Origin of the sequence: Microscilla marina ATCC 23134, assembly GCF_000169175.1 — a bacterium.
Classification (GTDB): Bacteria; Bacteroidota; Bacteroidia; order Cytophagales; family Microscillaceae; genus Microscilla; species Microscilla marina.
Window position 1 is genome coordinate 18,947 of the sequence record NZ_AAWS01000028.1, and the last position, 14,532, is coordinate 33,478.

The 14,532-nt window shown below is 39.5% G+C and carries 12 protein-coding genes; 9 read left to right on the forward strand and 3 right to left on the reverse strand.

The window, feature by feature from the left end; translation table 11 throughout:
• Positions 1-257: 257 nt before the first annotated feature.
• Complete coding sequence (locus tag M23134_RS22810; RefSeq protein WP_002700042.1) at positions 258-866, reverse strand: lipocalin family protein; 609 nt, start codon at positions 864-866, stop codon at positions 258-260.
• Positions 867-1,082: 216 nt separating this feature from the next.
• On the opposite strand from M23134_RS22810, the gene ggt reads away from it, so the two are divergent.
• Positions 1,083-2,789: a gamma-glutamyltransferase gene (gene ggt, locus M23134_RS22815; RefSeq protein WP_045114149.1), complete on the forward strand. Its 1,707-nt coding sequence runs from the start codon at positions 1,083-1,085 to the stop codon at positions 2,787-2,789.
• Positions 2,790-3,099: 310 nt separating this feature from the next.
• The gene (locus M23134_RS38720) at positions 3,100-4,116 is read left to right on the forward strand and encodes a peptidoglycan recognition protein family protein (protein WP_004156477.1); all 1,017 of its coding nucleotides are present in this window, start codon (positions 3,100-3,102) and stop codon (positions 4,114-4,116) included.
• A gap of 77 nt (positions 4,117-4,193) precedes the next feature.
• On the opposite strand, the gene M23134_RS22825 is transcribed toward M23134_RS38720, so the two are convergent.
• Complete coding sequence (locus tag M23134_RS22825) at positions 4,194-4,652, reverse strand: hypothetical protein (RefSeq protein ID WP_004156479.1); 459 nt, start codon at positions 4,650-4,652, stop codon at positions 4,194-4,196.
• Positions 4,653-5,555: 903 nt separating this feature from the next.
• Between M23134_RS22825 and M23134_RS22830 the strand changes: the two genes are divergently transcribed.
• From M23134_RS22830 to M23134_RS22855, 6 genes are all read left to right on the forward strand, one after another.
• The gene (locus M23134_RS22830; RefSeq protein ID WP_004156481.1) at positions 5,556-6,662 is read left to right on the forward strand and encodes a prolipoprotein diacylglyceryl transferase; all 1,107 of its coding nucleotides are present in this window, start codon (positions 5,556-5,558) and stop codon (positions 6,660-6,662) included.
• Between the two features lie 405 nt (positions 6,663-7,067).
• Positions 7,068-7,886 carry a hypothetical protein gene (locus tag M23134_RS22835; RefSeq protein ID WP_004156483.1) on the forward strand — a complete coding sequence of 273 codons (819 nt, stop codon included), beginning with the start codon at positions 7,068-7,070 and terminating at the stop codon, positions 7,884-7,886.
• Between the two features lie 585 nt (positions 7,887-8,471).
• On the forward strand, positions 8,472-8,936 hold the full coding sequence (gene yidD / locus M23134_RS38725) for a membrane protein insertion efficiency factor YidD (protein ID WP_157558603.1): 465 nt from the start codon (positions 8,472-8,474) through the stop codon (positions 8,934-8,936).
• Between the two features lie 37 nt (positions 8,937-8,973).
• Entirely contained in the window at positions 8,974-9,543 is a 570-nt protein-coding gene (locus M23134_RS22845; RefSeq protein ID WP_004156489.1) for a TVP38/TMEM64 family protein, read from the forward strand.
• 113 nt (positions 9,544-9,656) lie between these two features.
• The gene (locus M23134_RS22850) at positions 9,657-10,532 is read left to right on the forward strand and encodes a hypothetical protein (RefSeq protein ID WP_157558604.1); all 876 of its coding nucleotides are present in this window, start codon (positions 9,657-9,659) and stop codon (positions 10,530-10,532) included.
• Positions 10,468-11,370 (forward strand): outer membrane protein assembly factor BamD, encoded by a 903-nt coding sequence (locus tag M23134_RS22855; protein ID WP_157558605.1) that lies wholly within the window; start codon positions 10,468-10,470, stop codon positions 11,368-11,370. Before M23134_RS22850 ends, M23134_RS22855 begins: the two co-directional genes overlap by 65 nt.
• Positions 11,371-11,464: 94 nt before the next feature.
• Here M23134_RS22855 and M23134_RS22860 read toward each other — a convergent pair whose 3' ends face one another.
• Positions 11,465-12,040 (reverse strand): DUF3575 domain-containing protein, encoded by a 576-nt coding sequence (locus tag M23134_RS22860; protein ID WP_004156495.1) that lies wholly within the window; start codon positions 12,038-12,040, stop codon positions 11,465-11,467.
• A 1,292-nt stretch (positions 12,041-13,332) separates the two neighbouring features.
• Here M23134_RS22860 and pheS point away from each other — a divergent pair.
• Positions 13,333-14,379, forward strand: coding sequence for a phenylalanine--tRNA ligase subunit alpha (pheS, locus tag M23134_RS22865; protein ID WP_004156498.1), 1,047 nt, complete (start codon positions 13,333-13,335; stop codon positions 14,377-14,379).
• Positions 14,380-14,532 lie beyond the last annotated feature (153 nt).

Below are 14,532 nucleotides of genomic sequence, written 5' to 3' on the forward strand. Positions count from 1 at the left end.
GCGGGGGTAATAAAAATAAAAACCTCTCTTAAGGTTGCTTAAGAGAGGTTTTAAAAATATTTTAAAAAGAAATTTCTAAGGAATGATGAAAAAATAAATTACCGATTTTGAGGTAGGGATTTTATTCTGAGAGGAGGCACTTTTTGCAGGCGTAGCCATAGCTACGGCTAAAAAAAGTAACGAAGTATCAGGGTAAAAGAGCACCTCCAAACTGAAAAGTTATTATTTTTCCGTTCCTAAGATAAAATCAGTAAAGCTTAGTTCTTCTCTTCAGTCTTTACTTCTTCTTTTTTAGTTTCTTCTTTGTTGCCTTCAGTTTTCACTTCTTCTGTTACAGGAGCTACAAACTTAACCATTACAAAAGTTTCAGTTTTTTCGCCATCCTTCATTTCAATAACCATCTTCTCAGCAGTCATTTCTTTAAGGTTAGCAATTACTTCTTTGTCTTTACCTTCTTCTTTAGTAGTGATGGTTTTGCCATCTTCGCTCATGGTCCAAGTACCTTTTTCTTTAGTTTCGCCGTTTAAAGCCATTTCGTAAGTACCATCAGCTTTGAACTCCATAGACATTCCCTGCATTGCTTTTTTCTGCTCTTCAGAGATTTTCTTTTGGTCTTCCTCAGGCAACATTCCTACAGAAGCAGCCACATCGTATCCCCACTTTTGGGCTACTAACAAAACTTTAGGAGCATTTTGGTCCTCTTTTTTAGTTTCGTCTTCTTTGTTTACTTCAGTGCTTTCGCCATCTTTTTTAGTTTCAGCAGTGCTAGTAGTGTCACCTTCAGTGTTTTCAGTTTTGGCACCACCACCACAAGCAGTTACAAAAGCAAATACTGCTATAATCAAGAGTCCATTTAAAAATTTCATAACGATGTGTAGTTTTGATTTGATTAATAATTAAATACAAAATAAAACAAAGGTAGTTGATGTGCACGACCTTTTTGGGGCGTTTATGTGCCGATTTATCAACCATATTGACAATTATTTGTTAATAATTACAATCGACATTATCATACCTTTGAGCAATAATAAATTTGAAAGACAAAGGTAACCCAATCTTTTATATATTTTTCTGTTTTTTTTATGCGACACTTCACTACACTTTTATTAAGCTTTTTTTTGTTGTTTTTTTCATTGCCAAACACACAGGCACAAGACCGGGTCACGGGCAGAAATTTTGCCACCAGGTCGGAGGTCATTGCCCAAAATGGCATGGCTGCTACCAGTCATCCATTGGCTACCCAGGTAGCTTTAGATATGCTAAAAAAAGGAGGCAATGCCATTGATGCTGCCATAGCAGCCAATGCTACTCTGGGTTTGATGGAGCCTACCGGAAGTGGAATTGGTGGCGACTTATTTGCCATTGTCTGGGATGCCAAAACCAAACAACTGTACGGATTGAATGCCAGCGGGCGTTCTCCTAAAAGCCTGACCCTTGATTATTTTCAAAAAAAGGGACTCAAGAAAATTCCTGCGCATGGGGCGCTTCCGGTAAGTGTGCCAGGTGCAGTAGATGGTTGGTTTAGTTTGCACAAAAAATTTGGCAAACTCAAAATGACCACTATACTCAACCCAGCCATTCAATACGCTGAAAAGGGTTTTCCCCTGACAGAGTTAATTGCTTATTATATGAACCGTTCAATTCCGTTTTATCTGGGCAAGGGGTTTCCTAATATCAAAGAAACTTACACCATTAATGGTAAGGCGCCTCAAAAAGGACAAATCTTCAAGAATCCGGCGCTTGCCAATACCTATCGTATCATTGCCAAAAAAGGGCGGGATGGTTTTTACAAAGGCAAAGTAGCGCGTACGATTGCCCGCTTTATCAAGTCACAGGGAGGTTTTTTGTCTTACAACGATTTAGCCAGTCATTCGTCTGAATGGGTAAAGCCGGTAGCTGTCAACTATCGGGGCTACGATGTATGGGAGCTGCCACCCAATGGGCAAGGCATTGCTGCTTTACAAATGTTGAATATACTTGAAGGGTTTGATTTTAGTAAAATTAGTTTTGGCAGCCCTAAGCACATCCATTTGGTCACAGAGGCCAAAAAACTAGTGTTTGAAGACCGGGCAAAATATTATGCTGACATGCAGTTTAGTAAAGTACCCTTACAAACACTCATTTCTAAAGAGTATGCCGCCAAACGGCGTAAACTTATCAATCGCAAACGCGCGGGACGCAACTTTACGGCAGGCAAAATAAGTAAAGGAGAGACTATTTACCTGACCGTTGCTGACAAAGACGGCAACATGGTATCGCTGATTCAAAGCAACTATAGAGGGATGGGATCAGGTATGGTACCTCCAGGGTTAGGCTTTATGTTACAAGATAGGGGCGAGTTGTTTTCTTTGCAAAAAGGGCAAGCCAATACTTATGCACCAGGTAAGCGCCCCTTTCATACCATTATTCCTGCGTTTGTTACCAAAAATGGCCAACCTTTTATGAGCTTTGGTGTAATGGGAGGAGATTTTCAACCACAAGGGCACACCCAAATTGTGATGAATATGATTGACTTTGGAATGAATCTGCAAGAAGCAGGTGATGCCCCACGTATGGATCATACCGGATCTGCTACTCCTACCGGGTTTGCCAATAAAGGAAGAGGCGAAATAAGGTTAGAAAGCGGGTTTGACTACAGTACCATTCGTCAATTGATGGCCATGGGACACAAAGTGGGTTTTGCCCGAGGTATTTATGGTGGCTACCAGGCCATTATGTATGATGCCAAAAACAAGGTATATTATGGAGCTTCTGAGTCGCGTAAAGACGGGCAGGCAGCCGGGTATTAGCTCTTAAAATGTATAGTTGAAGTGGGTGTCTCATCATTCAGAAGTTTTATATTTGCCAAGTGGGGCTAGTATTTAAAAATCTATGATGAGACAGCCCCTTTGTCTACATAAATGAAGTGTATGCCATGAGCTCTTAGGTCAAAGTAACCAGTACATACCCTTTGTAAGCCTTATGTCTCCATTTTATCCCCTTCTTTCAAACAAATATTCTTGCTTTTTAATTTCTCAATGTCATAATAATGGTTAAGTTTGTTAGCATACACCCCCTAGAGGGTTTATATCTCCATCATTCAATACTACATTCAAGATTATGAAACGACCTCTTAAAAAAGGAGTAAGCGGTACTGGCGAAACTCGCAAAGTTCAGGAATTTCTAAAAGCGCTTGGGCACTATAAAGGTGCTTTAGACGATGACTTTGGCCCTAAAACCGAAGCCGCAGTAAAAGAATTTCAACAAAAGCGTTTTGTGACTGGTATTGTAAATGAGTTTACCTATGATGCTCTGGAGGAGGCATTTGCTGAGAAAAACCCACCACCTGTTCCACTTACCATTAAAGAAAAGCAAACCTTTTTGAAAGCCAAAGGCTATTACCTGGGTGCCATTGATGGCATGTTTGGACCATCCAGCAAAAAAGCCGAAAAAGATTTTAAACTTGCCGAAGGTTTAGACGCACGTACCAATATGAGGGCTGCCCTGGTAAAACCCGATTATGAAGGAGTAACCAGTAGTTTTTTGAGGTTAGGGCAGTATTATGATTCTGTGTACCCTAAAAAACAAATTGTGATACACCACACTGCTGGAGGACCCTCTGCTACTGCCACCAAAAACTGGTGGGACAGTAACCCCCAAAGAGTGGCTACCGACTTTATTATTGACCAAAACGGAAGTGTTATAAGGGTTTTTCCTAAAGGTTATTGGGCCTGGCATATTGGGCTGGGGCGACCCGATCTCGACTCTCAAGCGATAGGGATAGAGGTATGCAACTATGGGTATTTGACAAAACAAGGAACAATATTTAGAAATGCTTACGGGGGCATTGTAAACAATGTATACACGTTGGCTGAGCCTTACAAGGGGCATGTTTACTACGAAAACTACACCGATGCTCAGTTTGCATCGCTCGATAAATTATTGAGGGCTTTGATTGATGAATATGAGATCCCTTTGAATAAAGATACGTTTAAAGCAGGACAAGGGGGGATTTTTGAATTGATGCCTGAAGCCAGTAGTGGAAAAAAAGGAATTTACGCACACGGAGCCTACTTATTTGGTAAAACAGATATGTATCCTCACCCCAAACTACTCTCTTTACTTAAGAATTTGTAACCTTTACTCAAGCAAAAACACCGGATGTGAATACTCATTGATTACATCCGGTGTATTTTTTTTAAATGCTGCATAACTTAGCTACGGTTTATGCCTAATGGAGTTTTGTAGTAATGATTGGGTTGATTATCAACCATTTTCTTTTTTACCACAATCCGACGCTTTTTTTTGCGTCTTTTTTGTGACTCATCAAAATCTGTATATCTATTTTTATTGTTGCTTTCAAATTGTTGTATACCTGGCTGGTTGGTCAAAACGCCTGGCATCTTGGCATTTTCGGGCAACAGTTGTTTGCGGTATTTTTTTTCTTTCCTTACAAAGTGGTAAGCTATGATACTACTGATTGTATTGGCGTAATATTCAGGAAAATCAATCAAAGGGATTTCAACCCCATTGAGTATTTGTGTTTTTTTGTGTAACACCCTTTTGCTTCGTTTTTTCCATACGTGCAGAGCAGTTCCATCTACCTTTCTTACATCTCGCCAAACAAAATTGGTGATTCGCTTATGTCGGATAATATCTAATACTGTAGGCATAAATTGACTTGTTTTGTGATCATTATGAATAAAGTGAGTATATAAGCCTGAGTTTCTCCTCTCTTATTCTCATTTTTTTAACTAAAAAAGTTAAAGTGAATTAGGAAATTGTACTTGTTAGCAGTGTAAGTTGTGACCGTACAAAACCTTTTGCCGAAGTCTGCTTAACAGAGTTAAGAAGTAGTGTTTGATTAACAATCTAATGCAAGATAGGATTTATAGAATATTTTCGCAAGCCTTATACGAGATTTTATTCAACTTGTTGCGTTTTTTGAGAAAAAACTGAAAATTTTCTATTTTTTGAAGAAAATTAGGGTAAGAAAAGTGCCATAAGCATAGTTATAACGCACATCTGTTCATAATCTTGCCTATACTTTAACTTGACAGATGAAAAAATAGCAACTTAGATTCTTTTGCGTATCTTTGCCACCAACAAAATGCACCATTCAGAGAGTCCAAAAACCTTATTTTGGTGCTTGGTAACAGACAAATATAGTTCTTTGGTGAAGCAAAATAGTCTTTAGCAATAATAGCTTTGCTTTTTTATTACACATAAGTACAACTAAATAAGCATATAAAATATTGTAAGCAGTAAAAATTAGCAGAGCACTCATCATCTTGAGCTAATTGAAATACAAAGTCTATATAGTTAAGGCAAAGAACTTGATAAACGTGGCTGTTACTTAGGAACATGTTCAAAAATAAGTGTCGAGATTGAGGTCATAAACTCAAGGCTGACTGAGGCACTTTTTGCGGGCGTAGCAGCGCTACGGACAATAAAAGCTCATAGTCCCGGCGGAACTGCCGGGGTAACGAAAGTCAGGAAAGAGGATATGTTCTAAACCGGACAGTTATTGCGATCACGTTCCTTAACCTCATTTTTTTACTCCATTTTATATTATAATGCTAAGTTATATCAATTGGGCTACTTCCCCTGAAATATTTTCAATAGGGCCACTCACCATTCGTTGGTATGGATTACTGTTTGCCTCAGGCTTTTTAATTGGTCAGCAAATTATTGCAAAAATATTTAAAATAGAAGGCAAGCCTGAAGCTGATCTAGAGAAGTTACTCATTTATATGGTAGTGTGTACTGTAGTAGGTGCGCGTTTAGGGCATGTTTTGTTCTATGATCCCAGCCAATATTTTTCAGCTTCCGACCCTTTGGCTATCTTTAGAATATGGGAGGGAGGCTTGGCTAGTCATGGAGCTGCCATAGCCATACCTGTAGGCTTGTATTTATATTCGCGAAAAAGAGAAGGCCAAAGTTTTTTATGGGTGGTAGACCGCATTGTGATTGTAGTGGCTTTGGGAGCTGCTTTTATCCGTACTGGTAACTTAATGAACTCAGAAATTATTGGTAAACCCACGACTGCTTCTTATGGGGTGGTATTTAGTGGAACTTACAAAAATGGGTTGGCTGACCAGAAGTTTTATCAACGAGAGATAGAAGACATCAACGTAGATTTGATGGGGCGAGATACTACCGTTAATAAAACCCCTCACACTTCTGTCAAAGTAAATATTACCTTTAAACGCAGGGCTATAGACACAAGTGCAGCCCGTCAGTATGCACAAAAAACCCTGATGACAATGAATCGGTATTCTACTGCGGCTCATTTCAAAAAGCTGAATCCACCCGTGATCAATGTTGCCATCAAAGACAAAAAAGTAGTGGCAAGTGTCAATGGTTTATACGCTGTACCCCGACACGCTGCACAGTTTTATGAAGCCATTTCGTCCTTATTTCTGTTTTGTTTACTGTTGCTAGTATACAGTCGTTACAAAAGCCAAACTCCAGAAGGCTTATTATTTGGCTTATTTATGGTCATTTTATTTACCCTTCGTATTGTATACGAGTTTGTCAAGCCGGTTCAATCTGAGCTGGTAGGTATGGGCGATTTCTTTAACATGGGGCAGTGGCTTAGCGTACCAGGCGTAGTGGTAGGTTTGGTGTTGCTGGGTATAGCAGCAAAAAATGCAAAGAAAATAAAGCAGACTGATGGCTAACCCATTGGTTTACTGAGTAAGGGAATAACCAACAAATAGTATACGCATTTAACAGAGGATGTTTCGCTCTGATGCGTTGTTAAATTTTTTGACCGTAGCTATGGCTACGCTCGCAACCGTCGCACAGGCTGGCTCAACATCCACTAGATGTTGCCATCTCGCCTCAAACCAAAACCTCTCACTGAAAACACGTACTTTATTTACTGGTTGCTCCCTAAATTGTTAGACAATGATAGGTTGATCAGGTGTAAATAGCGGCTGATCAACCTATTTTTTTGACGAGCTCATCTTTAAAAATTTATCCAGCATTGCACATAAATATTTTCTGTCCAAGTTATTCTTCACTACTATCTGCTTAATTTTAAGTATATTGAATTACTCAGACATTCACATACCTATCATATTATGAAAAGAACACTCGTGTTTTTAGGTTTTTTGGGGGCAATGGCGGTATTGTTACTTGCCATGAGAGGCTACTTTGGTAGAAATCCTCGCGTTAACAATTACAAAAAAAAATACCAGCAACAAACTACCAACTATCAGCAAAACAATGATGATGAGGGGCAAGAAGTGGCTAAGTTAGCAGAAGTAAACCCGGCAGACTCTACATCTGCTAATACCAACAACCAGACTGACCCTATATTGGGTACTTGGAAAATCACCAAGTCGTTTGACCTGAATGGTACTAGTTATGAGGGAGCCGTTAAGTTTAGTAAAAAAGGCGGTGAATACTACCAATTGCAATGGAACACCAATGCAGGCAGTTACCAAGGAGTAGCCATCAAAAAAGGTCAAAACTTGTTCGTGGGTTGGGGCAATAGCACTTATGGTATAGTGGCTTACAAAATAAATAAAGATGGGACACTTGCGGGCGAATGGATAGCATCGCAAAGCAGTAGGGCAGGTACCGAAAAGTTATCGGGTGGCCAGCCTGGAGTAATAGAAGGCAAGTACAAAGTAAATGGCTCGATGGGCGAAAAAGCCTACCAGGGAGGCATTACTGTGACCAAAACAGGTACGGTGTATCAACTTAGTTGGCAACTAAAACCAGATGGACAAAAAGGGGTAGGCATTGTAGTAGGCGACTATCTGGTAGTAGGCTGGGGGTTTGGAACCAGTTTTGGGGTGGTAAATTATGCCATCAAAGGCAACAAAATGCTGGGCAGATGGACCATTGGTGCGGCAGATCGTGAGGGGATAGAAAACCTAGAGAAGGTAAAATAAATGCTTGCTTCAAACAAGGTCTCAATCAGGTTTTTGGGCTGTTGTTGCAACTTGAGTATTTGAGCTTAAATCATTGACTGACATTTTTTACCTGTTTTTATATGACAAAAGCCCTTGAGGAGATCGTCAAAACATTACCTTTGGGGCTATGCTTTTACCTAAAATTACGTAACAAATAGAATGAAAAAAGCTACTCTACCCAGCTTTTAACTTCGTTGAGCTCAGCACAGTAAAACTGTAGCTTCGGTTTTTTAAAAGTACCTTCCTCGCCTCGGTTGTGTGTCTTCACCATAGCCGTCAGGTTAAGAGGAGCATAGTAAAAAATCACTTAAAAAATACCGTCACCGCCTCAGCGAGTGTCCCCACGCTCTGATCGAATCGCCAAAACTTGGGCACTGAAAGATATTTCAGGGGTAAAAAAATAGTAGCCTGACGGCTATGGTGTCTTCACCAACCGATCGAAACCCTAAAATAAGCCGTTTTTTAAGCTTGTGGGTGAGGTGATTTGTGAAGACACAAATCAGGGCGAAAAATAGTAGGGTAGAGTAGAAAAAAGCCAGTGGTTTAAATAATAAAATGTACCTTATGAAAATCGCCCGCCTTTTAATCTGTCTATTGTGTGGTGTTACTTTTGTTCATCTCCCATTACAGGCACAGAACAAAGCAACAGACCTTGATTTGCTTGTCAATACCCCACCTCGTTATGATTTACGGGCTTGGAAAGAGTTCTACAAAAAACCTCAAAAAAAACGAATTACTTTTGTGCAGGCAATTAACCCTTTTTATTGGGTGTTTTCAGGTTTGCTTACAGGCTATCAACAGGTAATTTCTCCGCAAATGTCTGCTACTTGTATATATGAGGTAAGCTGCTCAAGGTTTAGCCGAATTGCGATCAAAAAATACGGTATTATCAAAGGAATAGCCCTTACTGCCGATCGCTTGAGCCGTTGCACCAAAAGTACCCACAAAAATACACCTGGGGTGTTTTTTACGACCAAAGGCAAAATCAAAGATTTGATGTTGATAGACGAGCACCCACATAAGCACTAATGCTGTACTGAATTCATTGTTTTGTTTATATTTGACCATGAAAATTGTCAAACGTATTGTTTTTGCGCTTTGGGTGGGTGTACTATTGTTTTGTTTGGTTTATGCGATATATCACCCTCAGTTTTTTACAGCCGAAGGCTTACAAACTTTTTTTCAGCAATTTGAGCAGCATATCTTGCTGGTGTACCTGCTCCTGAGCATTGTACGAGGGTTGGCGCTTTTTCCTAGTACTCCCTTTGTCATTGCAGGTTCGTTGCTTTTTCCTCATCAACCACTCATGGTAGTGGTTATCTCTATGGCAGGCATTCTATTTTCGGCCGTACTCATTTATTATTTTTCGCAATTTATGGGTTTCGACGCTTTTTTTCAGCGCAAGTTCCCCCATCAAATACTAAAGGTAAGAAAACGCCTCAATCATCGCTATGGCTTTTTTTATGTGCTGGGTTGGGCATTTTTTCCGTTAGTTCCTACCGATATTGTGTGTTATGTGGCGGGCACTATCCGAATGAAAATTTTGAGTTTTTTAGCTGCTATTTTTTTGGGTGAACTTATATTGGTAAACTTGTATGTGTATGGCAGCAGCTTTTTGTTTTCGTGGTTGGTGTGAGTCTACAGCTCCATAAGAACAAGCTTCTTGAGGTAGTGGTGTATGGTAGACTAAACTTCAGGTGTGAGCCACCAGGTGATTTTGCCCTATTATAAAAAACAAAATGAATTCAATTGATTAGGTTTACAGGCTTCTTGTGGTTCTTTATTTTTGGTTGCCTTTCGGCAAAAGCGCAGGTTTCTCCATCCTTTGACGAAGAAATAAGGTTTATGCAGTACTTGGTCAGTCAAAAGCAATACGCCAATGTAGTGCTATTGGCCCAACAGCTACGCCCTAAGTTTACTACCAATACCCAACAAAGCCGTCTGGCAATCAATGCAGGCATGGCTTATCGCCGACTGGCAAAACCAGACTCTGCTGCCCTGGCTCTTGGTTGGGTCACCCCCGATTTCAAGTTATACGATAAAGCCCGTTTTTACCAAAGCCTTGAGTTTACACGAGTTCGTCGTTATACCGCCGCACATCAGGCACTTGACACCCTTCAGCTTCTTCCTTCAGATAGTTTAAAGCATGAGTTAAGGCAATTTCAGCAGGCAGGCATTGCCTTGTTGCAAAAAGACTATGTGCAGTTTGAGCAAAGAAGCCGGGCGTTCAGTTTCCAATACGCCGCCTTTGCCAGTCAGGAAAAAAAGCTGTTGAGTTTTGCCCAAAAATTAAAAAAAATACCCCAACGTTCGCCTTTGGTAGCAGGTATCTTGTCGGCTGTAGTACCTGGCACTGGCAAAATGTATGCAGGCAACACCAGCCAGGGTTTAAGCATGCTTTTTCAAAACTTATTTATGGGTGCTCAAGCTGCTGAGGCTTTGATCAAAGATGGTGCGGCCAGTCCCCGGTTTATTATTTATGGCGCCCTGTTTTCCTTTTTTTACATTGGCAATATTTGGGGGAGTGTATTATCTGTAAAAATGCAACAACGTGAAGTATATGAAACAATTCGCCATGAGGTTTTATTTAATTTGGATGTGCCTCTGCGGTTGGTCTTTCAGTAATGCCCAAGACAGCCTTACCAACCATCATACAGCAAAAACGGTGATACATCATTACCTAAAAAAAGCCAACCAACTATTTGCCCAAAAGCAATACCAACAAGCCCAACTCACCTATGAAAGGGTGGTATTTTTGACCAAAGATAAAAGCATTGCCAATGAGGCTTTACTACGCAAAGCTTATTGCCACAAAAGACTCAAACAGTTTACCTTGGCACAAGAAACCGTAGAACGCGCCGAGTTATTGCCTGCGCAAGATTCTGTTAACTATTTGTTGTTATATGAAGTTGCCCTCAATGCTTATTTGGCGCAGCAGTATAAGCAATCACTTAAATTTATTAACATCATCAAAAATACCATCAAAGACTCAATCAAGGTGCAAAGGGTGATGTTTTTGGAAATACTTGCCCTCAACGAAACTTACCAATGGAACAAAGCCAAACAATTATGTGTCAGGTACATCAAACTGCATCAGTCAGATCAAAACATTGAAGCACTGTATGGGTTTGTAGAAAAAAAGCCTTTTAAGAGTATAAAAAAAGCCAAAACAATTTCGTGGATATTCCCTGGAGCAGGGCAAATGTATGCAGGTGTTTTTTGGCGGGGGGTATCGTCCAGTGTGCTTACCTTGGGTTCGCTCACATTTGGAGTGTTTAGTGTACTGAATGGATACTATGCTTCAGGCATATTGACTGGACTAGGGATGGGGCGTATTTTTTATACTGGCGGTAGGCGACATGCCGCTTACCAGACACAAAAGTACAACCTGAAGAAGATTGCCAAGTACCATCAGAAAATCAAGGAGTTTTTGCTTGATAATGAGAGGAAATACAAAAAGTGAGTGTTTTATCCGTTACCACATTCACATAAAAAGCCAGGCACATGTAGTACCTGGCTCAATTGGTTATAAAACGAAAATTATTAGATTCTTTTGTTTAGAAGGCTACTCCTAAGGTAAGCCCAAAGCGTACGCCTGTGCCACCAGAAAAACTACCTGTTGAAAAGCTGTCTTCTGTAAACCCGTTGGTTTCTACTGTTACGTTACTAGAAGCGTTAAATACAGGACCAGCAAATAAATCTAAAGAAACGATGTCTCCAAAAATCCACTGATAACCAACACTTAAACCACCACCCATACTAGCAAGGGTGGCTTTCCCTTCATTACCACTGTTATCAGTTACTGTTAATGATAAACTATTGTAACGTGCAAAAGGAGCTAAATAAAAACCTTTAGGAGAATTACCACTAGGATAAAATCTAAACTCAGGCGTTACACTAAATCCTGTAATACCAGTACCACTTGCGGTAAGGCTTACAAATCCAGCACCTAATTGTAAACTTGTTTTTGAGCCAAGTGCTCTTTCATAAAAGAAATTGTAACTACCCACAATAGGGCTAAGTAAGTTTACTTTAAATACGTTTTTCTTGCCATCTTGAGCAAATGACTTGGAAGGAGCAGCAAATGCCACTACTACTAGTAAAAGGGTAAATACTTTGGCAATTTTTCTCATGTTTGTTGTTTTAGTATTCTAAGACTATGTAAATATTGATCATTATGTACCTGATGTTTTATAACCGTTTTTTGTTACTAATTACTTCTAATACGTGGTTCTGATAAAAAGTATAGTTGTTTTATATATTATTTACTTTAGTATATACTAATATAACCTGTAGGGATACAAAAAAGCCCTGGCGTAATTTAATTTTGAACAAGAGCTTTCAATGTCAATAGGGGTAGTATTTTTAAGTTTTATTTTGCTCCAAATGCGGCAAATAATTTACTGTTTCCTTCATAATGGGCAGGGTTGATCAGCATGTGGAATATATCTATCAATGGAATAATACCAAAAAATCCACCAAAAGTAAAAAGGTAGCCTACAATTATAATAGGTTTTGCCTTAAACGCTAAATACCTAAACTCCCTAAGAATACCCACAAAACTACAGCTAACACTAGCGTACCCATAGAGCCGTTTATTTTGGCGGTACTCTTTTTTCTGAGCCTTGGTAAAACTCTTACGCTCTGCTCTGGTAGGGCAGGTTTGCTTTGGCTTCCTTAATTTGTTTTTTCAGGTCGACTAATCTCTTTTTGAGAAGTTCTCTCTTTTGTTTTTTTTAGAGCCCTTCTTTCCTTACGAGTAAGTTTCTTTGATTTTTTAGGTGTTATAACCTTTACATCCTCACTAATAAAAGCCTTTTGCCTGGACATTGGCAGTGAATAATCCGGCAACAAGAATTACCAATGATAGTAATAGTGACTTTGTCATTGTTCGTTTTGAAGTAGTTTGAAATATTGATTGAATTAATTACTTGCAATATATAAATAGAGATGAAAAAAGCCAGTAAAACTTACATTTTTCTTACATTGTGTTTATAGCTTTTACCTAAAATATTTGCTTGTTTCAACGAAACTATTGAATTTTAGGCTTTAAGTAATGGACAAAAAATAACCCCCGATGAATCGGGACTGTAAGCTTTCGATTTGGGAAATGACCTTTACTCCTGATGCTTCGTTATTTTTATTGCCCGTAGCGCTGCTACGAGCGCAAAAAATGCCTCGCCTCAGTAGCAAATCTCTATCTCCAAATGGATACTTTATTTTTCAACCATTACTAAGTACATTGTAAATTAAGTAAGTTGTCATTTAGTTCGAGTTTATTTTGTTTGCTGGCGATCTTTACAAATAGAGCATAGCCAAAGCTACGCGATTTTTGTAAAGAGAAGTCAGAGGGCAAAAGAAGCCGAAAAAAGCATAAGATATTTATTTTACAGTGTACTAAGTCTTTTTTATCATTTTGATTGTTATGGCACCTATGGATAAAGTCAAAGAGGTTTTGCAAGAGGTAGAAGATTATGCCATTGAAACCCGTGAACAACTGGAAGAATTCAAGAGAGTTTTTATCAAAGGGAAAATTGGGGAACTCTTTGGAGAAATGAGAAATATCCCCAATGAAGAACGCAAAGCATTTGGGGCAGCCATTAATCAACTCAAAGATACTGCTCAAACCAAGTTTAAAGAGAAACTAGCCGATATTGGACGCCCTAAAAAGAAAGGGGGAAATAGTGCGCCTATAGATGCTACCTTGCCCACAGTACCCCATACACTAGGCACGGTACATCCACTTACCCTTACCCGTAACCGTATTGTAGAAATATTTGAGCGCATAGGTTTCAATGTGTCTGAAGGACCAGAGGTAGAAGACGACTGGCACAACTTTACGGCGTTGAATTTTCCACACAACCATCCTGCCCGCGAAATGCAGGACACCTTCTTTATAGAGAAACAAGGCAAAGGTGAAGACAAAAACGACGACATTGCCTTGCGTACCCATACTTCGTCGGTACAAATACGGGTGATGGAAAATCAAAAGCCTCCCATTCGTACTTTGTCACCAGGACGGGTTTTTCGTAATGAAGCCATTTCAGCAAGAGCTCATTGTGTGTTTCATCAGGTAGAGGGATTGTATGTCGATGAAAATGTGAGTTTTGCCGATCTGAAGCAAACCTTGTATCATTTTGCCAAAGAAATGTTTGGTAAAAATACTAAAATTCGTTTCCGTCCCTCTTATTTTCCGTTTACTGAGCCTAGTGCTGAGGTAGACATCTCCTGCTTTATTTGCGATAGCAAAGGCTGTAATGTCTGTAAATACAGTGGCTGGGTAGAAATCATGGGGTGTGGTATGGTAGATCCTAACGTGCTTGCCAATTGTGGCATTGACCCAGAGAAGTATACGGGCTTTGCTTTTGGTATGGGTATAGAGCGCATTGCAATGCTTAAGTATCAAATCAACGATTTACGTTTGTTTACCGAAAATGACATCCGTTTTTTACGTCAGTTTTCTAAGATGTAACATTGACTATATAGCCCATTCAAAAGCCTTTGAAAACTCCTCAGTTTTCAAAGGCTTTTTTTATTGGTGGAGTACATATTGGGATAAGCAGTTTTTTTGGGACTCTATGCATATCCTAAAAAACAAATGATTAAGTATTAAGAGTGTATTAAC